Source organism: Halobacillus yeomjeoni, assembly GCF_020171525.1.
GTDB classification, from domain to species: domain Bacteria; phylum Bacillota; class Bacilli; order Bacillales; family Halobacillaceae; genus Halobacillus; species Halobacillus yeomjeoni.
This window is the reverse complement of sequence record NZ_JAIVAI010000002.1, coordinates 145,372-165,871: the sequence shown is the minus strand read 5'-3', so window position 1 is coordinate 165,871 and position 20,500 is coordinate 145,372. Positions and strand designations below refer to the sequence as shown.

The window sequence follows — 20,500 nt, the reverse complement described above, 5'->3', positions numbered from 1 at the left end:
TAATGCATGTAAGCGCTAACTCGAAAATGAAGAACGCCTTATTTTATGACTTGTAAATTTTTTTAAAATTTTGATTACAATCATGTGGTATTCAAGGATTATAAGGAAAAAAATGTTAGCATGAAAGACAACCCCCATTGAATAAGGAGTGAAAAATATGACTGTGAAATTAGTGATCAATTCAAAATCAAGATTAGGCGAATCGCCAAGCTGGGATGCTGAAAAAGAACTCCTCTATTGGGTGGATATCCAAGGAAAGAAAATTCATCGTTACGATCCAATGAAGCATGAGAACCATACCGTAGAGTTAGATCAATCACCAGGGACGATTGTCCCGAGGGAAGAAGGAGAAGTCGTCCTGGCATTGGAAAATGGGTTTTATTTTTACAATTGGATTTCTGAGCACCTTGATCCGATTGATGATCCAGAGGAGCATTTACCGAATAATCGTTTTAACGACGGGAAGTGCGATCCGGCCGGAAGGTTTTGGGCTGGAACGACTGATGAAGATGGAATTGAACCGAACGGCGCCTTATATTGTTTGGATACGTATTTAAATGTAGAGGAGAAAGTGAGTGGTGTCAGGACATCGAATGGATTAGCCTGGTCCAATGACTTTTCTTCCATGTACTTTATCGATACGCCGACCCAGCAAGTCGTCCGCTATTCTTATAACATCGAAACAGGTGAAATTACGGATCCTGAAGTGATTCTGTCTTTCAATAAAGAAGAAGGGATTCCTGATGGAATGACGATCGATGAAGAAGGAATGCTCTGGATCGCTCACTGGGGAGGGGCCAAAGTTTCAAGATGGGATCCAATGAATGGTGAAAAAATCGAAGAGATACATGTTCCGGCAGTCAACGTGACTTCCTGTGTATTTGGAGGAAAGCACCGGGACGAACTGTTCATTACCACAGCAAGAGTGGGGACCTCTAATGAAGACTTGGAAAAGTATCCTCATGCGGGTGGGTTATTCAAAGTGAAAACAAAAGTAAAAGGTAGTCTTTCTTATCCATTTAAAGGTTGAGAAAAAAGCATTCCATATAAGGGATGCTTTTTTATATGTAGGTAATTCTAAAATGAAGATAAATACCATAAAAAAACCTATCAAATTTCCACGAATTTACTTTAGTGCGCTAATAAATTAATGCTTTTTTTGATAGCGCTTTCAGTGTTAGCATGTTCATGATAAACTCTTATAGGAAAGAAAAAGGAGGGAGTAAAGTGGCTGATCAAGAAAATAATGAAGTCATTGATGATGCAGTCGGAGAAAGAGATATTAAACGACTAGAGTTCAGAGGTGGAGTTTTTACTGCCACGATTCCTTTAGTATTCTTTATCATATGGGCAATCACATTGAGTGTTACGGGGCTTGTAACTGAGCAAGGTCTTGTTATAGGTATGGTAATCGGAATAGCTATAGGATTATTCTTAACAAAATCAAAATGGGCGGATTATGCGCAGAGTCTGTTTGCAGGAATGGCCCAGCCAGTCGGGGTTGTGGCTATCATTGCCTGGTTCTGGGCAGGTATGTTCGCCAAACTTCTGTCAGCCGGAGGTCTGGTTGATGGGTTGATCTGGTTCGGTTTCCAGACAGGTTTGGAAGGAGGCGCATTTGTAGGAATTACTTTCTTACTTGCTGCTTTATTCGCAACTGCGGTAGGTACTGGGTACGGTACCGTGGCGACTTTCGGTGTTCTTATGTATCCTGCCGGGGTCATCTTAGGTGCAGATCCTGTTATCTTACTTGCTGCAATCTTGAGTGGTGCTGTATTTGGGGATAACCTTGCACCAGTATCCGACACGACCATTGTTTCTGCTACAACTCAGGAAGCAGATGTACCTGGAGTTGTACGTTCAAGGTTCAAATATTCTATCGCAGCTGCCATTCCAGCACTTATTTTATTTGTAATCCTTGGCGGCGGCGGAGATGAAGGAAGCCGGGAAGTTGTCACTCAGCTTCAAAGTCAAGTCGCCCCTAACGGATTAATAATGCTGATACCTTTCGCTTTGGTTTTATATTTAGCTCTTAGCGGACAGCATTTGTTGACATCTTTGACGTGGGGAATTGTCGTTTCGATCATCATGATCGGAATTATGGATACTCCACTGACCAAAGTCTTACACATTTATGAGAATGATGCTGGGGACGCAGTCATTGAAGGTGCCTTGATGAGTGGTATTGGCGGCTACTTCAATATGGCTATTCTCATTCTATTCATTCTGGCGGCTGCTCACTTATTGGAAGTGGCAGGTACAATGGATGTCATTAAGAACTTCTTCTTAAGAATTATCAAAGGCGTTACACGTCGTGCAGAGCTTTCCATGTACGGAATCATCGCTTTTTTGAATGTGTTCATCACAATCAATACAGCAGCGGAAATTGCAGCTGCACCATTCGTTCGTAAGCTTGGTAAAGAGATGAATATCCATCCTTATAGAAGAGCGAATTTCCTTGATACGGTTACCTCATCCTTAGGGTATATTTTCCCTTGGAGTGGTGGTGTCCTGCTTGCATGGACGACGATTCAAGGTGCAGCAGAAGAGTTCGATTTTCTCCCTGTTGTCGGGCCGGCAGAAGTCTTCCCATTCGTTTTCCAAGGCTGGGGTCTTTTGATTGTCATGTTTATTGCAGCAATGACTGGCTGGGGCCTTCGTTACTCTGGTAAAAATGGAGAAGAAATTAAACCTGAAGATTATCAGCGTCAATCGTAAACGAAAATCCCTTGAGCACCGGGCTCAAGGGATTTTTTTAACTGATTTTCTGTTTGACTTCTTTCATCTGTTCTAAATGGCGAAGTTCGTGCCAACCGATGAATTCCACCCATTGTTCCAAGTTCATATCACCGAAGGATGGGTGAGGGTAGATTCTGTTTTGAAGTACTTCTTTGTCTTTATTATGAATGAGAAACATGGTAGCTTCCCGTGTTTTTTCCAGACGATCCATCGCTTCTTCTAAGGATTCAAATTCCCCTTTCGGCTGTACGGATTCTGGTGCTTCGACTTTCCGCGTTCTATCTACGGTTTTATGAACAGGCTTTTCAGTTGCCTGTTGAAGATCTCCCTGCTTCAAAGATTGTTTCATTCGGTAAACGACCATTTCTTCCATTAGATATAGATGTTCTAAAATCTCTAAAATGGACCACTTCTCTTCCTCGGGTTTTTGATGAGCTTCTTCTTCTGAAAGCTTCTCCGTGAATTCAATGATTTCTTTTCTCTTCTCGTCGATTCCGTACATGATTTCATCCTTTCTCCATAGCATTTTGGATGCTACCTATCTCTTACCCGTCATGTTCACATGAATAACTCCTATTTCTAAAATCTACCTTTTCCTTATTTGAAATTACCAACGAAACATCAGCTCTTAAAAGAGGACAAAGACGTTGTGGAGTGGAATATAAAGTTAAGAAGAATCAGGAAGGAGAATTGAGATGAGCAGGGTCATACATTTTGAAATTCATGTTGATGATATGGAGAGGGCGAAAAAGTTTTATAGTGAAGTGTTCGGATGGACATTCCAGGATTGGAGTGAATTCGCGGGGATGCCTTATTTCGGAGCGGTGACTGGTGATGATGAGGAGCCGGGAATCAATGGAGCTTTGATGCAGCGGCAGAGTGCTCCTCCGGAAGTGAATCAGGCTCTTAGTGCCTATGCCTGTACGATCGGTATTGATGATTACGATTCAATTGAAGCAAAGATTCTCAGTAATGATGGGAAAGTAGCTATGCCGAAGCAAGCCTTATCTGGTATGGCTTGGCAAGGGTATTATTTTGATACAGAAGGAAATATATTCGGCATCCATCAACCGGATGAAAATGCTCAATAACATTTTGCCGCGGGTCAAGGGGATGTCGATCTCCAGAATCAGTATTGGCGTGAAACGCTCTGATATTTTCAGGGCGTTTTTTTTGTCGTCTAAATTTCACTGTCTATATTCCAACTCCCTATTTCTTTTCAAAGACAGGCATTTGAAACCAGTTCATGAATATAATAAAGCTAAGCGATTCTGGATGTGCTCCCGTTAAAAAAATTATAAGCATCCTCCTTTACTTCACTACTGAAACATTGTAAGATGTTAATTAACATAAATTAATAACGGAAACTTCTTATCCAGAGAGGCGGAGGGACTGGCCCTTTGATGCCCGGCAACCATCGAATCAATCTGCGGATTGACGAGAACGGTGCCAATTCCTGTAGGATGAACTTTATCCTAGAAGATGAGAGGATCGTGCGGATATTAGCGACCCCTTTTCTTATTGGATAAGAAAAGGGGTCTTTCATTTGTGCTACGGCCATAGACTCTCGATAGAAGTTGCGTTAAACAGAAAGGATAGATGACAAATGGCAACAGCTATATTTGGAGCAGGATGCTTCTGGGGTGTAGAAGCATTTTTTGAAAAATTTGAAGGAGTTATCGCGACGCGAGTCGGTTTCATGGGAGGACACTTAGAAAATCCTACCTATACACAAGTCAAAACAGGAGAGACAGGGCATGCAGAGGTCGTGAAAGTCGACTATGATCCAACGATCATCACCTATGCTGAGCTTGTGAATATATTTTTTGAAGTGCACGATCCGACTTCTAAGAATAAGCAGGGAGTCGATGTCGGCCACCAATACCGTTCCGTAATCTTTTACTCCGATGAGAGTCAAAAATTCATCGGTGAAGAAAAGATTCATGAATGGAATGAAAAAGGGACATTCAAGCGCCCGATTGTGACGGAAGTTGTTAAACTTTCTACATTTTACGAAGCAGAAGAAGAGCATCAAAAGTATTTCCAGAAGCATGGAACCGTCGCTTGTGGAATCTGATACAACCGAAGACCTCCACATACTGGAGGTCTTTTTTTATTGCATTCATCTATTGAACTTCCTTTCAATGATTTCTAAAAACTGAAGGTAGTAATTTCCCTGAAGTATGAAGTAAAATTCAGGGAGAGAGATGAGAGGAGGATCGCCCTATGTGGTTGAATGAAGCGATATTGATCGTCATGTGCGTCTTCATGGTGTTAGGAGCTCTCGATTATTATGTATTGAACCACCGTCTATCTTTAGGATGGCGCTTTTATGAAGCATTTATGATGATGGGTCCACTGGCTCTATCAATGGTAGGAATCATCTCCTTGGCTCCTGTCCTGTCCATGTGGCTTGCCCCTGTGATCGCTCCTTTTTACCAATGGTTTGGTGCAGATCCTTCTATGTTCGCCTCGATGATTCTGGCGATTGATATGGGAGCTTACCCGTTAGCGAATTCTCTCGCTTTGTCTGAACGAGCCGCTGTATTTTCATGGGCACTTTTAGGAACGATGATGGGTCCTACGCTCGTTTTTACCATCCCGGTGGCATTGACCGTCATCCAGAAAAATGATCGTCCGGATTTTGCCAAAGGTATTCTAATCGGTTTGATGACCATTCCGGTCGGCTGTTTGGTCGGCGGGGGGATCGCTGGTTATGAAATGGGATGGATGCTTAGGAATTTGCTGCCGACTTTGCTGCTTTCCGTGTTCATCGGATTTGGTCTTTGGTTATTCACCAATGCCACCATCCGTTTGTTTGCCATGTTTGGAAAAACGGTAGAAATCATCATCATCGCTGGGTTAGCCGCTATCATCATAGAAACTTTGACAGGTTTTATCATCATTCCCGGCATGAGCCCATTATCTGAGGGGGTGACGATCGTCGGGAGGATTACAGTGACCCTCGCCGGGGCCTACCCTCTAGTCGGTTTCATCAACCAGAAAGGTGCGCCTATGCTAGAAAGGTTGGGAGGAAAGCTTGGATTGAATACAGCTTCGATGACAGGAATGATCGCCTCCCTTGCGCATCACCTGCCGATGCTTGCGACCATGAAAGATATGGACCACAGAGGGAAAGTCGTCAATGCAGCGTTCGCTGTCAGTGGAGCTTTTGTCATCGGCAGCCACTTCGCCTTTGTGGCTGGTGTGGAAAAGGAAATGATCCTGCCAGTACTGATAGGAAAATTGACGGCAGGTATATTAGCGGTTGTGTTGGCACTGCTATTCACGAAAGGTACGAAACAGATGATTTCGGAATAAGAGAAATCTTTACTATAATAAAGAGGAATCTCAAATTAAAGGAGTTTTTCTTGTGAGTACCGCTATGAAACAGAAGGTTCAAGAGTATGTAGAGAAATTCAATGAAAAAGCGCCGGATGAAGTCAAACAAAAGATGAAACAGGCGATAGACGAATTAGAAAATTCTCCTGAGGGAAACGGATTGGAAAAAGGGGAAAAAGCACCGAATTTCAATCTTCCTGATGCGAATGGACAGACTGTTGAATTGTATGAGCAGTTGAAACAAGGACCGGTAATCCTGACGTTTTATCGGGGGGGTTGGTGCCCATTCTGTAATATGGAACTTCGCGCCTATCAACAAATCATCGGAGAAATTCATGAAGCTGGCGGTCAGCTTGTGGCTGTAAGCCCGGAAGTTCCTGATCATTCTCTATCCACTGTAGAGAAAAATAATCTTGAGTACCTCGTGCTGAGTGATGTAGGCAATGAAGTTGCCAACCAATATAACTTGGTTTATCAATTGCCGGACTACTTAATAGAAATCTATAAAAATAATGGCTTGAAGGTGGATGAGCACAACGGAGATGACGCATGGACGCTTCCGGTATCAGCCACTTACGTGATTGATACAGATGGTACGATCGTCTATCAGTATACGAAGTCTGATTATAAAGATCGTGCTGAGCCTTCAGAAGTCCTGGAAGTGCTGAAGCAGGTTTAAAGTCAGTGGATTGATCATAGTTTACAAAAGCGCCTCTGAAAGGGGTGCTTTTTTATGGGGTCATTTCAAATTGTTCGATAGTAAAATTAAATAACAACAGACTTAAGAAAATCAGAACGAGTGCTCCGATCTGAATACATAATCCGACGATACTGCACACCTTTCCTGACAGCGCTACATTACGGCCGTCTTCGCCCGTACTTGAAATTTCCGTCAGGCTCAAATTGGCATATCTTACCCCAAGAAGACCCAGGATGAGACCGACGATGGGAATAAACAATGACAGTATTCCGAAAGTGAGTGATGTAAGAGCTTTGCTGTTCATTTTGAGCGCCTCCTTATGATCCATATGAAGTACATACAGGGAAAGTGGATGGAGATATAATGAATAGATTAGAAGAAAATCAGAATGAAAGAAGGATTACATATGAAACTTTATGCAGCACTTATCAGCTTGAGTATGATATGGGGATTATCTTTCGTCTTTATCAAAGTGCTGGTCGATCCTGCCGGGGTATGGGGAACGGTTTTCCTGAGATGTATGGCTGGGGCGTTGATTTTACTCCCATTCCTTTGGTGGCAGAGGAAGCACTTGGTTCGTCCTCTTCCATGGAAATCTCTCGGGGTGGTAGGGATTTTCAATGCAGGGTTACCATGGGGATTGATTGCTCTTAGTGAAACGACGATCAACAGCAGTACAGCAGCGGTCCTCAATGCCTTGACTCCTGTGTGCACAGCTTTGATCGGATACTTGTTTTTCTCTATCGTCCTTTCCAAGAAGCAATGGGCAGGAGTAGGGATCGGCTTCATCGGCATTGTCGTCATCATGGACTTCAACGTTGATGAAATCCTCGGTCAGGACTTTATCGGAATCGGCACGATGATCCTGGCCACCGCCTGCTACGGGTTCGCCTCTCAATACACGAAACGCCATCTTCAGAACGCGGGTGTCTTATTGGTGACCACGGTCTCTCTTTTAGTAGGAGCGGCTGTCGGAGGGATTGGAATGCTGATTACACAGAACCCGATTCCCTCCGAGGCATTTTTCAGTCCTATGATCTGGGTTTCCATCATCGGTCTCGGCTGCTTCGGCTCCGGCATCGCCCATTTACTGTTTTATTACATGATTGAAAAAGGGAGTGCGGAGTTTGCGACCTCAGTCACTTACTTGATTCCATTGACGGCGATGGTGTGGGGGAGCGTCCTGCTTGGAGAGACGCTGACCCGGAACCTGACAATGGGATTAGTGATGATTTTCGTCGGCATTTATTTATCTAACCGAAAGTCACAACCATTACAAAAGCCATGGAAGACTTCAAAGGCCGGGTGATTACTTCGTATACCGGTTGGCGTAGCTGCTGGCCACGATGGAATCGGGCTTGATTTTCGGCTCTATTCCGAGTGATTCGATCCTTGCCATCATTTCATTCACATAAACTCTTGTCCTGTTTTTGTCTCCACAGCCGATGTCGATGTGGCCCTCCATCGTGAATGTCGCGCCTTTATAAATGTGGGGGAGAACAACATCGATCAATTCGTTTTTTCTTTGTTCAGTGAAAAGAGCAGCTACCTGTTCAGTGAGAGAAGTTTCATGGGAGATGCGCTCGTGGAGCGTTGATATCTGTCTTTGTACCAATTCTTTACGAAAGCACGCCCACGCCCCTTTACCGACACGCTGAATGACAATCCCGGTGATGAAGATGGTATGGCTTGTGTGCACTTGGGAATCCGTGCCCAGCATCAACCGGTAGTTGCCCAGGGGGTCTTTTTTCATGAACGTCAAAATGTGAGAGAAGACTTGATCAAAGCTCATTTTTTTATGGGTGAGGTTTTGGAAATGGAAAGGTCGTTTCATATCAAACACTCCTTCATTTTTCTATGAAGAAACCATGTTTGTTATAGGGTATTCAATTAGGGTGGAATGAATGTATTGTATAAGTGTGAGAAAGGGTGTTACTTCCACTTTACCATGATTTCTCCTTAATCAGAGGGTTTTTGAAAAAAATCCTACACGACTTCAAGGAGTGCTTTTTTTAAGAAGCACTCCTTAACTATGAATTATGAATCTCTTCTTCTTAAGAAATGGAAGGAAAGGATGAAAAGCAGTATTAGGACGAATGCGCCTGTGACGAACCTGATAAAAGAGTCACTCTGGTAGGCGAATATCGCTCCATAACCCCAAACGAACACGAGAGGGAAGAAGTAATCCTTATGATAAAAATGAAAGGCGGTCGCAACGAACCCACCGAGACATAGAGCTAAAACGGACCAGCCCAGTTCACCGATTCCGAATAGTTGGTCCACTCCATTTTCTTTCAATACTACGAATGTATCGACGATGACCGCGATGGACGTCCATCCTAGATAGATGGAAAAAGGGAGTCTGTACTTCGGTTTACTTCCAGTGAGCGAAACGATCCACGTGTAGACGACGCATAGTGTCAATAAAGAGAGTGAGATGAACAGCAGAGAGGGAGTCGTATCAACGACGACTGTCGTTCCGGATAAAATCATGCTGATCGGAAACCATAGTCCGATTTTTCTTATGACGTCATTGAATTCTTCATCTCCGAAAAAGGAGCGTATAATGAAAATGAAGAGCAATAAGTAAATAAGGAACCAAATCGAAAAAGCGAACGGGGCGGGCATGACAAGCACGGAGTTTGCTGAGGCATCCATTAGATCTCCAGATAAAAAGAAGGAAGCGATCAGTAAATAAAGATAAGCAGCTAAGTTGAACAGCTTCAAACCAAGTAGCTTCATGATGTAATCTCCTTTACCTCTGATGTGTTTTAACTCTCGGTCTTTTCAGGTGGACAACAAGGGGAGCTAGTACAGTTTATGCGTATATTTTACTGTTATGTTCAATTTTCAGACTGTGTTCATGTCTGCTTAGTGAAGACCATAGTCTTGCAATGGTTTTATTACCGCTCATCTTCTTCTTTATCCTTGAAAGGTAGGGGAATGATATGAAATCTTCCATTTACTTAATTGGACCTACTTTCATGATCGCCATGGGGCTGTATGCTTTTGAGAATCTTCTGATCACCTTTGTACTATTTTATGGGTGGTTGGCGGTGATATCCATCCGTCCCGGTCAGCTGAGGAAGCTGGGAGATTTCTACAAAATAAAAATGGGTATCATCAGCGGTATTTTCTTTTATGTGACCATTGTTACAGGTGTCTCGATATTTTTTAATTTGTTGATAGATCCGGAGAATGTTGAGACGCTTTTGGCCAAGTGGAAGTTCACTGGAGTGGGTTTGATTTTAATTCTGATTTTTATTAACCCTTTCTTGGAGGAGATGTATTGGAGAGGGTTCATTTTTGAAAGGATCAGACTGAAGAGAGGGAAAAAAGAGGCTGTTTTATACTCAGCATTTTTTTATACGATTTATCATGTGTTGACTGTTTTGCTTTTGTTTCAATGGCCCGTCAACATCCTCATCGTCCTGCCTGTATTTATAGTCGGCTTGTATTGGGGGTGGCTGCGTGAAAAGTCCGGATCGCTTGCGGCTGTAACGATCAGTCATATGCTGGCGGATGCAGGAATCATGACAGTTTATCTTCTATTTATTCAATGATTAGAAGATGAAAATCCATACGAGGATGATCGTAATAGCGAAAGTGATCGCATAAATGGTGGTCAATAGCGGAATGCTCGAATTTTTTCCGTCTGCTTTTAAACTCTCAAGGTCTTCTTCAGAATTATGCTCTTTTTCTTTTTTCGTCATATCTTTAGCAATGACGATCGTACTTATGAGAGCTACTATCGAAACAAGAATTACAACTGCATAATAGAAAGGATACATTTCACTCATCTCCGTTTCTCTAGGCTTATTCCTATTATAGAGGATGGCCTGATTCAAGTGAAAACATCCAGCCTATTGAAGCAGACCTAAGGAATCACTTTTCAAAAATAGCTCAAAGTCTATACACATTTGTTGTCGATTGCCGATGTTGGTAGTGGACGGATCATCGTTCAAATGAATGGCTGAGGAGAGTTGATGAGATGAAAATTACGAGAAAGCTGATCTTTGCAATCATTGTTGCATTCATCACAGTTGGAATTGCAGGAGCATGCCAGGCGGCATCCAATGTGTTGAATGTGGAGCAGGCGATGAATGAACCGGATGGAACGAACGTTTCTGTCGAAGGATATATTGTTGGAGTTCCTGTTCGTGTCGATCATGTCGAACAAAAAGACTTTACGAGCAATTATGCCCTTGCCCTGGCGGATGATCCAGCGGAAACGCAAATCAGTAAGATGATCTTCATCAAGCTTGATTCTGAGTACCGTGCAGAATATGGTTTGGTCAACCACCCGGAAAATATGGGGGATTTCATAGAGGTCGATGGCACCCGAGATCCATACTTCAGTCATGAAGGCGTGGAAAATGTGACGTCCATCATAACGAAATCTACGAGTGGCGGAGGTGGATCCGGTTCTGGTTCTGGTGGCCCGAATGGGTACTATGACTCTGTTGAAGGAAAAAGCGGTCAAGCATTGAAGGACGGACTGAACGATATTATCGATGCTCATACAGAAATCTCTTATGATGATGTCTGGGGGGCTCTGCGTATGACGGATGAAGATCCAGCAAACGCCAATAATGTCCTTTTACTTTATTCCGGACGTTCTCAATCTAAATATGAAAATGGCGGAGATGTCGATGATTGGAACAGGGAACACGTCTGGGCGAAATCACATGGGGATTTTGGAAACGCTATGGGACCTGGTACCGATCTGCATCATTTGAGGCCGACCGATGTAACCGTCAATTCTTCACGTAGTAATTTGGATTTTGATAACGGAGGTTCCAGCCATCATGAAGCACCTGGGACTTTTTACGATTCGGATTCCTGGGAGCCTCGTGACGAAGTAAAAGGCGATGTTGCCAGAATGATTTTCTATATGGCTGTCCGTTATGAAGGGGAACGGTCAGGGGAACCGGACCTTGTTGTAGCCGATTATGTAGGAACGAGTGGACCGAAACTCGGAAAACTCTCCACGTTAAAACAATGGCATGACCAGGATCCTGTCAGTGATTTTGAGCAGAACAGAAACGAAATCATCTATAACGATTACCAAAATAACCGTAACCCGTTCATCGATCATCCTGAATATGTCGACTTGATTTGGTAAACGTGTCGCCCGTTCACATCGTAGTGAACGGGCTTTATTTTGTTTACATTTTTTCAGGCGTTTCGATTCCAAGAACTTGAAGGCCGTCTTTTAATACGAGGGAAAATGCATAAACCAGGGTGAGTTTTTCATTTTTGTTATGGCTGTTTACAATATTCGTTTTGGCATAATACTGGTTGAAGGATCTGGCAAGGTCCAATAAATGCTTGGCTATCGTGGAAGGGTCATAGGTCTCGTAAGCCATTTTGATTTTTTCCGGATAAGCACGGATCGTTTTTATTAAGGACCAGGCTTCCGGGTCATCGATTTCTGCTGCAGCTGAAGAAGATGTGAATCCTCCTTTTTCAAGCAGAGATTTCGCTCTGACATAAGAGTACTGTAAATAAGGAGCGGTATGTCCTTCAAACGTGAGCATTTCATCAAGAGAAAACTCAACATCATTGCGTCGGTCGTGCTTCAAGTCGTGGAAAATGACTGCACCGACACCTACCTGGCGGGCGGTTTCGTCCTTGTTTTCTAATTGTGGATTTTTCTCTTCAATATTTTCTCTTGCCTTATCAATGGCTTCCTTCAGCACTTCTTCCAATAAGATCGTTTTTCCCTTTCGAGTCGACATCTTCTTTCCATCTTTCAACATCATCCCGAATGATATATGTTGAATCCGATCGGCCCACTCGAAATTCAACTTTTTCAGCACGTGAACAATCTGCTGAAAATGGAGGGTTTGTTCATGCCCGACAACATAAAGACTCTCATCGAATGCATAGGTTTGGTATCGATCAATGGCGGCAGTCAAATCACGCGTCGCATAGATAGTTGTGCCATCACTTTTACGAATCAGGCAGGGAGGAAGGCCTTCCTCATCCAGGCGCACGACCTCGGCCCCTTCTGAATGTTCAAGTAGATTGTTCTCTTTTAACAATTCGATGGTCGCTTCCATTTTATCGTTGTAATAAGCTTCGCCACGTGTAAGATCGAATGAAACCCCCAGCAGCTGATAGACTTTATTGAACTCAATCAATGATACATCCTTGAACCAGGTCCACAACTCTACCGCTTCTTCATCTTGGTGCTCCAATTTCCTGAACCATTGGCGGCCTTCTTCAATCAAATCTGGATTCTTTTCTGCTTCCTGGTGGAACTTCACATAGATTTTCTTCAATTCATGAAGCGGATTTTCTTTAATTAATGAAGGGTTCCCCCAGCGTTTATAAGCGGCGAGAAGTTTACCAAACTGCGTTCCATAGTCACCGATATAATTAATTTTTACAGGCTCATATCCACACTTTTCAGCGAGGTTGGCGACTGCGTTCCCGATCACTGTCGATCGGAGGTGTCCCATCGAAAAAGGTTTGGCGATGTTGGGCGCGGACAGGTCAAGGACCACTTTCTTTCCTTTTCCGAACGAATGGGTTCCAAACTCTCCGGGTTCTGATAATAGCTGGTTGAGTGTGTGTGACGTGATGAACTTTTTATTCAACATGACATTAACGAACCCGCCGGTTGCTGACACGGACTCAAAAACATCGTGCTTGATAGATTGACTGATTTCTTCAGCGATGTCTTTTGGATTTTTTCTGTAATGTTTCGCTAAGGAAAAGCACGGAAAAGCGAGGTCCCCGTGCGTTTCCTGTTTCGGAATTTCAATCTGGGCATAAACCCACTCTCTTGAAAAAGATTCTCCTAACAGGTGGGAGATCTGTAAAGCGAAAATGTGTCGTTCCATCCTGATTCCTCCTTTTTATTGAACCTAAAAAAACCTCGTCTCACTGAAGAGACGAGGTTTGCTCGCGGTACCACTCTTATAGCCAACAGGCCACTCGATTTGTTAACGAGGGAGAATCCCCCGGCAATCCCTACTATAAGTTCAGGATCACATCTCAAAAGTCCGGTTCACTTTCTGGTTTCGTCTCAGGCTCCCACCACCCCTGATTCGCTGTCCGATCCATAAAAGCTACTCTCTTTTTCAACGATTTTTAATGATTAGAGAAGATTATAGCGAATCGAACCCCCAATTGCAATAAGGAAAAGAGAATAAGCGATAAACGAGAGGGGAAGATAAGCCGGAAAAGAGGTGGGTATAGATGGACTGGATATGGAAAGCCGTATTAATCATTTCTGTTGGGACGATCATACTCAGAATTGCAGGAAGAAAATCAATTTCACAAATGACACTTGCCCAGACGGTCATCATGATCGGAATAGGATCCTTGTTGATTCAACCTGTCTCAGGGAAAAACATATGGGTGACTTTTGGTGTTGGTGGTGTACTTGTCGGTACGTTGTTATTGATAGAATACTTACAAGTGAAGTTTGATTTTATGGAAAAGTTCTTGACTGGTAGAGCGGTAACTATCATAGAACATGGACAGTTGAAGGAAGAAAATATAAAGAATCTGCGATTTACAGTCGACCAGCTGGAAATGAAATTAAGACAGAGCGGTGTATCCAATATCAGTGACGTCAAAACAGCTACGCTTGAACCGAATGGACAAGTAGGCATTGAATTGAAGGATGAAAAAAAGCCTGCCACCAGACAAGATATTGACCATATAATGAAGGAACTCGTCCTATTAAGAAATGCTATGAGTTCTGATCAGGCGTTACAACCCGTCTCACCCTCTGAACAATCCACGATATTCAGCGAAGTGGAGAAGAAAATACATTCAACACCTCCCGCAGATCGACTTCAGTAGATATGAGGCAGATGAAAGGTAAAGAGGCTGGTGAACTGATACAATATAGAAAGAAAAGAGAGGTGAACGATTTGAAGAAACTAGAAACTATGGAACAAGCCCAGGAAGTCATCCAATCACAACCTTTATCCCTCTTATACATTTCTCAACCAAATTGTTCGGTTTGTCATTCTCTATTGCCTCAAGTAGAAGAACTCTTAGAGGATTATCCGAAAATTACATCCATTCATTTGGATGCCAAAGAGGTCCCTGAGGTAGCCGGTCAATTTTCTGTCATGACAGTTCCGGCCATTCTGATCTTTGCAGAAGGAAAAGAAATGTTCAGGAAAGCACGCTTCGTTCCGATGGGGGAATTGAATATGCAGCTTGCAAAGTTCAATCACTTCATAAATGAAGATTAATGAGAGGCCCGATCCGTATGAAATTATGGATCGGTTTTTTTTATGCATTCAATGTCCATGAAAGCTCATCATGACGGATTTTTCTGAACATTCAACTAATTGTTAGTGACGGATTATTGGGTAAAATCAGGAAATTTCAACCTTCAAATAATATCCTGAGAAGGAATGAATAGCGATGAGACACGATAAGTACTAAATATCTCTCCATGAAACCGTTTACACTCACTAATTGGCTCTTATAGGCATGACATCCCGAAAAGCCCTTGATAATGATTTTCCCCATGTTATTATGATTAACGTCTTGTAATTAGCGAACAAAAAACGCGAACGGGAGAGATAAACCCATAATGATCAAACAGACGATTGCATTTCTAGGAGCAGGATCTATGGCAGAAGCAATGATTTCAGGAATGGTGGAATCAGGCAATATTCCTGCCGATAAACTGATCGTTACAAATAGAAGCAATAAAGAACGTCTAAATGAAATTAATGAAAAATATGGTGTACGCACAGTATTAAAAGATGAATTGGATTTCGCAGAAGTCGATCAATTCATTCTTGCAATGAAACCGAAAGATATTGATGCTGTATTAGCAGATTTAAAAGATAAAATTCAACCGAATCAAGTATTGGTTTCCGTTTTAGCCGGAATCTCTACTTCTTATATGGAAGAACGATTGAACGATGGACAGCAAGTGATTCGTGTTATGCCGAACACTTCCAGCATGCTGCGTGAATCAGCAACTGCAATTACTCCAGGACGATATGCAGCTATGGACAATGTACTTGTAGCGAAAGAATTGCTGCGTTCCATCGGTGAAGTATTCGTTATTGAAGAAGATAAAATGGACGTTTTCACAGGCATTGCCGGAAGCGGACCTGCATACTTCTACTATCTTATGGAACACATCGAAGAAACAGGTCGTGCAGAAGGCATGGACTCAGAAACGTTGCGTGAAATCGGTGCACAAACCTTATTAGGTGCCGCGAAAATGATGCTTGAACGTAATGAAAGCCCTACTGAACTACGCGAAAATGTAACATCTCCAAACGGTACGACAGCGGCTGGACTTGACGCTTTGGATCAAAATGGCGGAGGTCAGGCGATCTCAGAAGCGATCAAAGGTGCTGCAAGCCGTTCTAAACAATTGAGCGAAGAACTTGAAGGATTGCTCGTAGGTAGTAAATAAAAGACCTTTTTCCATTGAAGCAAAAACGCTAATCAGGAGTGATATGTTGACTAAAGATAATAAAAGGGTAGTAATAAAAATAGGGAGTAGTTCCCTGACTAGTTTGCACGGTGAAATCAGTCGCCGCAAGCTTGAGAAATTAGTAGATGAAGTTGTCCGTTTGAAGGACGACGGCCACGAAGTATTACTTGTATCCTCAGGAGCTGTAGCAGCTGGATATCGTAAGCTTGGCTGCCTTGAGCGCCCGACCGAGCTGCCTGAAAAGCAAGCTGCGGCTTCCATCGGCCAAGGACTATTGATGGAGTCATATTCTGACCTGTTCTTGTCCCACGGCTATATGGGGTCCCAAATCCTAATCACACGCGGAGACTTTTCGGATGAAAACCGTTATAACAATGCGCGCAACACCATCAACGTATTGCTCGAACGTGGAATCATTCCAATCGTCAACGAAAACGATACGATTACGGTCGATCGTCTAAGGTTCGGTGACAACGACACGCTTTCTGCGAAAGTCGCTGCCCTGGTCGATGCCGATCAACTGATTATACTATCTGATATTGATGGACTATATGATGATGACCCTAGAAAAAATGAGGATGCACAGCTTCTCGAACAAGTCCGCGAAATCACCCCAGAAATCGAAGCTGCTGCAGGAGATCCAGGAAGCTCTGTTGGTACAGGCGGAATGAAGTCTAAAATTGACGCATTCAAGATCGCTATGGCTTCTGGAATTTCTTCCTTCCTAGGAAAAGCCGGCGTAGATGACATTGTATATGATGCCGTTTACCACAATGCTAAAGGAACGTACTTCGAATCCAATTCCGAACAAGAAAACCTCGACCAGAAAAAGCAATGGATCGCATTCAACTCAGGCCCGGAAGGCGATGTAACTATCGACGCCCGTGCAAAAGAGTCTATTGTTGAAATGAAGAAGAGCCTATTGCCAATGAATGTTCACAACGTTGAAGGAAGCTTTGAAAAAGGTGCAGTCGTTCGCATTCACGATTTGGAAGGCGAAGAAATCGGCCTTGGAGTCGTAAATTATTCATCCAAGGAAATGAAAGACATGATTGGTCTTACTGAACCGGAACTTGAATCGTATGAAAAAGCAGCAATCGAACGTAAAGACTTCGTCTGTCATTTAGAAGTTGCACTACCTGTAGGCGTTTAAAATTCTCAAGGAGGTCTTTGATGACACAAACAACGAAAGTAAATGTTGAAGCACAAGCGATAGAAGCGAAGAAAGCTTCTAAAACACTGATGATCCTTTCTAAAGAGGAAAAGAACGAAGCGTTGAACCATTTGGCTGATGTTCTTGAGCGCGAGTATGAAACCATTCTTGCAGCCAACGAAAAAGACTTGGAAAATGGACGTGAAAAAGGCTTCACCGAGGCGTTCATGGACCGTCTGTCTCTATCAAAAGAACGTATCGCTGATTTTGCCCAAGGTCTTCGTGAAGTTTCTGAGCTTGAAGACCCAACTGGTCAGGTTCTATCTGACTGGACATTGGAAAATGATCTTCAGGTCGAAAAAGTGACCGTACCACTTGGCGTCATCGGCATGATTTACGAAGCACGCCCGAACGTAACAGTAGATGCTACCGGCCTTGCTCTTAAATCAGGTAACGCTATTGTGCTGAAAGGTGGTTCATCTGCCATCAACTCCAACAAGGCCATCGTTGAAGTGATGCACAAAGGACTGGCAGAAACAAAAATTCCTAAAGAAGCAGTACAATTCATCGCATCCACGGACCGCTCTGCAACCAACGAAATGTTCACAATGAAAGAGCATATCGACGTATTGATTCCACGTGGCGGTGGCAAGCTGATCCAAGCTGTTGTTGAAAATGCTACTGTACCTGTACTTGAAACAGGTGTCGGAAACTGCCACATCTATATCGACAAAGATGCCGATGTAGAAAAAGCAATCAATATTCTTGTGAACGCAAAAACTGACCGCCCGGCGGTATGTAACGCAGCAGAAACTCTGGTCGTCCACAAAGAGTGGTTGGCTGCCAACAATGAAGCATTGATCAAAGCCTTGAAAGAAAACGACATCCACGTACACGGTGATGAACACGTGATGAATATCATTCCAGGATCCGTCCTTGCTGGCGAAGAAGACTGGGCAAATGAATATCTAAGCACAGACATCGCTGTAAAAGCTGTAGACGATCTGACAGATGCCATTACTCACATCGAAACGTACGGAACGAAACACTCTGAAGCAATCGTTACAGAAAACCAGGAAGCAGCTGACAAGTTCTTTGCACTTGTAGACGCTGCAGCACTTTACCACAATGCATCTACCCGTTTCACAGACGGTGGAGCGCTTGGATTCGGTGCAGAAATCGGTATTTCTACTCAGAAGTTACACGCACGTGGACCAATGGGTCTTCCAGCGTTGACAACGGTTAAGTTCCTAATGAAAGGTACTGGCCAAATCCGATAAAACAATCTGATAGTGATAAAGGGAAACTCTCAGGAGTTTCCCTTTTTTATTTTGGTTATGTTGAGCATTCTTTAAAACTTATACATAGTCTATTTCCTCTTATTCCCATAGGACAAAAGAAGGATTCGGGTCGATAAATGACGAAATTAAACTAGAGATGACTATGGAGGCGATGAAAATGACTTTAAGGAATGTTTTACTTGAACAGCTTGCCGCCATTTATGACGAAAATAATTGGTTTGTATGTTTTAATTTAGCAGTGAAAGATCTTACTGAATATCAGGCAAATGAGAAACCCGATGATGGTCAGTCGAATTCTATTTTTGAACTTGTCTCTCACCTTTACTTTTACAATTATCGGTATTTATGCCGCTTTTGTGGTGAAGAAATACCAGATTACCCCCGTTACTACGATACGTTTCAAAATCATGATGGCTTGACGTGGGAACAAACGGTCAAAAACTATCAGGAATGTATGATCAAGTTCCGTCGGCAGCTTCGTATGTGCAGTGATGAAAAATTGGAAAAGTGGGCAGAAACGATTTCTCATTTGTTGATCCATAATGCTTACCATATCGGTCAGATCGTGCATATACGTAAGCAGTTCGGTACGTGGACGTCCTCTCCAGTTGTCAGAGGATAAATAAAACCCAGGATGCACGCATCCTGGGTTTTCTATTTAGCATTCAAGGTCTCCTGAAGTAACCGGCTCTGGAGTAATTGGCTCCAGACAAGCGATTCCACAGAAGCATTTCAAGTCAACAGTGATACAGATTCCTGTGGACTTGAACTCATCCACATGTTTCTTTCTGCAAGGTGTAGATACTGTAGATGATGGAGAATGCTTGATAGGTTTAAGCAATTCCAATTTGACACAATGACGACTGCCCTCAACGAATTTTTTCACTTTGAAGACTTTGGTTTTGACCAACCATTGTTTTCCACCAAGACTCTTGTACCCTTCAGCTTTAAAGATTTCAGAGTCCTTTGTGTATAACATGACTGGAATGGTAGTCTTCTGGTTTTCGTTCGCAGTTGGTGAAAGAAGCTCACGAATGGACTGCTCGCAACTTGTGCTGCAACTGTGCTCGCGCTCAGCTACCTCATCTTGAGCTTTGACGATATCTCTGACGATGTCGCGGATACATTTGTCTTTTTTACAGCCATCTGAGTGGTAACAACTCATTCTATAAATCTCTCCTTTTTATTGTAAGTCTATATATTTCTATGAAAAAATAGAGAACGTGCTTGTACAGTCGTCTATTTATTGGAAAAAAGAGAGAGTTATAGGATATATGCCAAGCCAAAACTACCGAAAAAACATAAGATAGACTATCTATAAACATAGTTTTATAGACTCATGGCGGACCACACCATGAATATTTTCCCTGCAAGAGACGTCAATGACGAGGCGTTTCTTCTATCAAAAAAAGACTACCAACCCCGCATGGTTGGTAGTCTTTTTATCATTTCTTCCTATTAAAGGTTTTATCTTTTATCGACTTGAACGCTTTAGAGGACGTATCTATGGTCTTCCCAATCGCATCAGTTCCTTTTTCCGATGCTTTTTTCACGATATTACCTGAAGAGTCGATGGTCTTTCCGATCAACCCGCCTTCGACGGTGATGGACTTTAAGATTTTTCCAGAGGTGTCGACCGTATTGTGGATCAAATCATTGGCTTCTTTTGAAACTCCTTTGATAAAGCCCTCCTCTTTTCTGCCTGAGGACTCATTATACGAGTGGGAGTGCTCTTTTTTATCACTCATTTCATCAATCTCCTCCTGGTAAATTATGTCCTACAATTCATACGTATGTGTTTGGAGTCGATTTATGAATCTAATGTCGCAAAA

The 20,500-nt window shown here is 42.8% G+C and carries 23 protein-coding genes, 1 riboswitch and 1 other annotated feature; of the genes, 15 read left to right on the top strand and 8 right to left on the bottom strand.

Annotation, left to right across the window (positions count from 1 at the left end; genetic code table 11):
- The first annotated feature begins 157 nt into the window (after positions 1 to 157).
- Positions 158 to 1,030 (top strand): SMP-30/gluconolactonase/LRE family protein, encoded by an 873-nt coding sequence (locus LCL89_RS09020; RefSeq protein WP_224809806.1) that lies wholly within the window; start codon positions 158 to 160, stop codon positions 1,028 to 1,030.
- A gap of 197 nt (positions 1,031 to 1,227) precedes the next feature.
- Entirely contained in the window at positions 1,228 to 2,718 is a 1,491-nt protein-coding gene (locus LCL89_RS09015; RefSeq protein ID WP_197317904.1) for a Na+/H+ antiporter NhaC family protein, read from the top strand.
- Between the two features lie 37 nt (positions 2,719 to 2,755).
- Here the strand turns inward: LCL89_RS09015 and LCL89_RS09010 are convergent, their stop codons facing one another.
- Positions 2,756 to 3,265, bottom strand: a complete 510-nt coding sequence (locus LCL89_RS09010) for a DinB family protein (RefSeq protein ID WP_224809805.1) — start codon at positions 3,263 to 3,265, stop codon at positions 2,756 to 2,758.
- A 169-nt stretch (positions 3,266 to 3,434) separates the two neighbouring features.
- Between LCL89_RS09010 and LCL89_RS09005 the strand changes: the two genes are divergently transcribed.
- The 4 genes from LCL89_RS09005 to LCL89_RS08990 all read left to right on the top strand — a co-directional run bounded on the left by LCL89_RS09005 (position 3,435) and on the right by LCL89_RS08990 (position 6,760).
- A complete protein-coding gene (locus LCL89_RS09005) occupies positions 3,435 to 3,830 on the top strand; it encodes a VOC family protein (RefSeq protein ID WP_224809804.1) in 396 nt (131 codons plus the stop codon).
- 277 nt (positions 3,831 to 4,107) lie between these two features.
- A riboswitch (SAM riboswitch) is annotated at positions 4,108 to 4,228 on the top strand.
- Between the two features lie 117 nt (positions 4,229 to 4,345).
- Positions 4,346 to 4,816 carry a peptide-methionine (S)-S-oxide reductase MsrA gene (msrA, locus tag LCL89_RS09000; RefSeq protein ID WP_224809803.1) on the top strand — a complete coding sequence of 157 codons (471 nt, stop codon included), beginning with the start codon at positions 4,346 to 4,348 and terminating at the stop codon, positions 4,814 to 4,816.
- A gap of 149 nt (positions 4,817 to 4,965) precedes the next feature.
- Positions 4,966 to 6,060, top strand: a complete 1,095-nt coding sequence (gene eutH, locus LCL89_RS08995) for an ethanolamine utilization protein EutH (protein ID WP_224809802.1) — start codon at positions 4,966 to 4,968, stop codon at positions 6,058 to 6,060.
- A 52-nt stretch (positions 6,061 to 6,112) separates the two neighbouring features.
- Positions 6,113 to 6,760: a peroxiredoxin-like family protein gene (locus LCL89_RS08990; RefSeq protein WP_224809801.1), complete on the top strand. Its 648-nt coding sequence runs from the start codon at positions 6,113 to 6,115 to the stop codon at positions 6,758 to 6,760.
- A gap of 52 nt (positions 6,761 to 6,812) precedes the next feature.
- Here LCL89_RS08990 and LCL89_RS08985 read toward each other — a convergent pair whose 3' ends face one another.
- Entirely contained in the window at positions 6,813 to 7,085 is a 273-nt protein-coding gene (locus LCL89_RS08985) for a DUF4190 domain-containing protein (RefSeq protein WP_197317899.1), read from the bottom strand.
- A gap of 84 nt (positions 7,086 to 7,169) precedes the next feature.
- Between LCL89_RS08985 and LCL89_RS08980 the strand changes: the two genes are divergently transcribed.
- Positions 7,170 to 8,090 (top strand): DMT family transporter, encoded by a 921-nt coding sequence (locus LCL89_RS08980; protein ID WP_224809800.1) that lies wholly within the window; start codon positions 7,170 to 7,172, stop codon positions 8,088 to 8,090.
- On the opposite strand, the gene LCL89_RS08975 is transcribed toward LCL89_RS08980, so the two are convergent.
- Both LCL89_RS08975 and LCL89_RS08970 read right to left on the bottom strand, forming a co-directional pair.
- Positions 8,091 to 8,615, bottom strand: coding sequence for a ribonuclease H-like YkuK family protein (locus LCL89_RS08975; RefSeq protein WP_224809799.1), 525 nt, complete (start codon positions 8,613 to 8,615; stop codon positions 8,091 to 8,093).
- 203 nt (positions 8,616 to 8,818) lie between these two features.
- Positions 8,819 to 9,523, bottom strand: a complete 705-nt coding sequence (locus LCL89_RS08970) for a hypothetical protein (protein ID WP_224809798.1) — start codon at positions 9,521 to 9,523, stop codon at positions 8,819 to 8,821.
- A 206-nt stretch (positions 9,524 to 9,729) separates the two neighbouring features.
- Here LCL89_RS08970 and LCL89_RS08965 point away from each other — a divergent pair, with 206 nt between their 5' ends.
- The gene (locus LCL89_RS08965; protein ID WP_224809797.1) at positions 9,730 to 10,344 is read left to right on the top strand and encodes a CPBP family intramembrane glutamic endopeptidase; all 615 of its coding nucleotides are present in this window, start codon (positions 9,730 to 9,732) and stop codon (positions 10,342 to 10,344) included.
- On the opposite strand, the gene LCL89_RS08960 is transcribed toward LCL89_RS08965, so the two are convergent.
- Positions 10,345 to 10,581, bottom strand: coding sequence for a hypothetical protein (locus tag LCL89_RS08960; protein WP_224809796.1), 237 nt, complete (start codon positions 10,579 to 10,581; stop codon positions 10,345 to 10,347). It lies immediately after the preceding gene.
- Between the two features lie 191 nt (positions 10,582 to 10,772).
- Between LCL89_RS08960 and LCL89_RS08955 the strand changes: the two genes are divergently transcribed.
- Positions 10,773 to 11,906, top strand: a complete 1,134-nt coding sequence (locus LCL89_RS08955; RefSeq protein ID WP_224809795.1) for an endonuclease — start codon at positions 10,773 to 10,775, stop codon at positions 11,904 to 11,906.
- 43 nt (positions 11,907 to 11,949) lie between these two features.
- Here LCL89_RS08955 and argS read toward each other — a convergent pair whose 3' ends face one another.
- A complete protein-coding gene (gene argS / locus LCL89_RS08950) occupies positions 11,950 to 13,632 on the bottom strand; it encodes an arginine--tRNA ligase (RefSeq protein WP_224809794.1) in 1,683 nt (560 codons plus the stop codon).
- A gap of 44 nt (positions 13,633 to 13,676) precedes the next feature.
- Positions 13,677 to 13,885 (bottom strand) — a binding site (T-box leader).
- Positions 13,886 to 13,990: 105 nt separating this feature from the next.
- On the opposite strand from argS, the gene LCL89_RS08945 reads away from it, so the two are divergent.
- From LCL89_RS08945 to LCL89_RS08920, 6 genes are all read left to right on the top strand, one after another.
- The gene (locus LCL89_RS08945; RefSeq protein WP_224809793.1) at positions 13,991 to 14,602 is read left to right on the top strand and encodes a DUF421 domain-containing protein; all 612 of its coding nucleotides are present in this window, start codon (positions 13,991 to 13,993) and stop codon (positions 14,600 to 14,602) included.
- Positions 14,603 to 14,604: 2 nt separating this feature from the next.
- Positions 14,605 to 15,003: a thioredoxin family protein gene (locus tag LCL89_RS08940; protein ID WP_318245612.1), complete on the top strand. Its 399-nt coding sequence runs from the start codon at positions 14,605 to 14,607 to the stop codon at positions 15,001 to 15,003.
- Positions 15,004 to 15,350: 347 nt separating this feature from the next.
- Positions 15,351 to 16,193 carry a pyrroline-5-carboxylate reductase gene (proC, locus tag LCL89_RS08935; protein ID WP_224809792.1) on the top strand — a complete coding sequence of 281 codons (843 nt, stop codon included), beginning with the start codon at positions 15,351 to 15,353 and terminating at the stop codon, positions 16,191 to 16,193.
- Between the two features lie 43 nt (positions 16,194 to 16,236).
- Complete coding sequence (gene proB / locus LCL89_RS08930) at positions 16,237 to 17,367, top strand: glutamate 5-kinase (protein WP_197317890.1); 1,131 nt, start codon at positions 16,237 to 16,239, stop codon at positions 17,365 to 17,367.
- A gap of 20 nt (positions 17,368 to 17,387) precedes the next feature.
- Entirely contained in the window at positions 17,388 to 18,647 is a 1,260-nt protein-coding gene (locus LCL89_RS08925) for a glutamate-5-semialdehyde dehydrogenase (RefSeq protein WP_197317889.1), read from the top strand.
- 178 nt (positions 18,648 to 18,825) lie between these two features.
- Positions 18,826 to 19,290, top strand: a complete 465-nt coding sequence (locus tag LCL89_RS08920) for a DinB family protein (protein ID WP_224809790.1) — start codon at positions 18,826 to 18,828, stop codon at positions 19,288 to 19,290.
- A 36-nt stretch (positions 19,291 to 19,326) separates the two neighbouring features.
- On the opposite strand, the gene LCL89_RS08915 is transcribed toward LCL89_RS08920, so the two are convergent.
- Both LCL89_RS08915 and LCL89_RS08910 read right to left on the bottom strand, forming a co-directional pair.
- Positions 19,327 to 19,833, bottom strand: a complete 507-nt coding sequence (locus LCL89_RS08915) for a CotY/CotZ family spore coat protein (protein ID WP_224809789.1) — start codon at positions 19,831 to 19,833, stop codon at positions 19,327 to 19,329.
- Positions 19,834 to 20,113: 280 nt separating this feature from the next.
- Complete coding sequence (locus LCL89_RS08910; RefSeq protein WP_224809788.1) at positions 20,114 to 20,416, bottom strand: hypothetical protein; 303 nt, start codon at positions 20,414 to 20,416, stop codon at positions 20,114 to 20,116.
- Positions 20,417 to 20,500 lie beyond the last annotated feature (84 nt).

Bases quoted from the DNA above. Each gene is read 5' to 3' on its own strand.
- LCL89_RS09020 (WP_224809806.1), top strand. From the start codon at position 158: ATGACTGTGAAATTAGTGATCAATTCAAAATCAAGATTAGGCGAATCG.
- LCL89_RS09010 (WP_224809805.1), bottom strand. From the start codon at position 3,265: ATGCTATGGAGAAAGGATGAAATCATGTACGGAATCGACGAGAAGAGA.
- LCL89_RS09005 (WP_224809804.1), top strand. From the start codon at position 3,435: ATGAGCAGGGTCATACATTTTGAAATTCATGTTGATGATATGGAGAGG.
- msrA (WP_224809803.1), top strand. From the start codon at position 4,346: ATGGCAACAGCTATATTTGGAGCAGGATGCTTCTGGGGTGTAGAAGCA.
- eutH (WP_224809802.1), top strand. From the start codon at position 4,966: ATGTGGTTGAATGAAGCGATATTGATCGTCATGTGCGTCTTCATGGTG.
- LCL89_RS08985 (WP_197317899.1), bottom strand. From the start codon at position 7,085: ATGAACAGCAAAGCTCTTACATCACTCACTTTCGGAATACTGTCATTG.
- LCL89_RS08980 (WP_224809800.1), top strand. From the start codon at position 7,170: ATGAAAGAAGGATTACATATGAAACTTTATGCAGCACTTATCAGCTTG.
- LCL89_RS08975 (WP_224809799.1), bottom strand. From the start codon at position 8,615: ATGAAACGACCTTTCCATTTCCAAAACCTCACCCATAAAAAAATGAGC.
- LCL89_RS08970 (WP_224809798.1), bottom strand. From the start codon at position 9,523: ATGAAGCTACTTGGTTTGAAGCTGTTCAACTTAGCTGCTTATCTTTAT.
- LCL89_RS08965 (WP_224809797.1), top strand. From the start codon at position 9,730: ATGAAATCTTCCATTTACTTAATTGGACCTACTTTCATGATCGCCATG.
- LCL89_RS08960 (WP_224809796.1), bottom strand. From the start codon at position 10,581: ATGAGTGAAATGTATCCTTTCTATTATGCAGTTGTAATTCTTGTTTCG.
- LCL89_RS08955 (WP_224809795.1), top strand. From the start codon at position 10,773: ATGAAAATTACGAGAAAGCTGATCTTTGCAATCATTGTTGCATTCATC.
- argS (WP_224809794.1), bottom strand. From the start codon at position 13,632: ATGGAACGACACATTTTCGCTTTACAGATCTCCCACCTGTTAGGAGAA.
- LCL89_RS08945 (WP_224809793.1), top strand. From the start codon at position 13,991: ATGGACTGGATATGGAAAGCCGTATTAATCATTTCTGTTGGGACGATC.
- LCL89_RS08940 (WP_318245612.1), top strand. From the start codon at position 14,605: ATGAGGCAGATGAAAGGTAAAGAGGCTGGTGAACTGATACAATATAGA.
- proC (WP_224809792.1), top strand. From the start codon at position 15,351: ATGATCAAACAGACGATTGCATTTCTAGGAGCAGGATCTATGGCAGAA.
- proB (WP_197317890.1), top strand. From the start codon at position 16,237: ATGTTGACTAAAGATAATAAAAGGGTAGTAATAAAAATAGGGAGTAGT.
- LCL89_RS08925 (WP_197317889.1), top strand. From the start codon at position 17,388: ATGACACAAACAACGAAAGTAAATGTTGAAGCACAAGCGATAGAAGCG.
- LCL89_RS08920 (WP_224809790.1), top strand. From the start codon at position 18,826: ATGACTTTAAGGAATGTTTTACTTGAACAGCTTGCCGCCATTTATGAC.
- LCL89_RS08915 (WP_224809789.1), bottom strand. From the start codon at position 19,833: ATGAGTTGTTACCACTCAGATGGCTGTAAAAAAGACAAATGTATCCGC.
- LCL89_RS08910 (WP_224809788.1), bottom strand. From the start codon at position 20,416: ATGAGTGATAAAAAAGAGCACTCCCACTCGTATAATGAGTCCTCAGGC.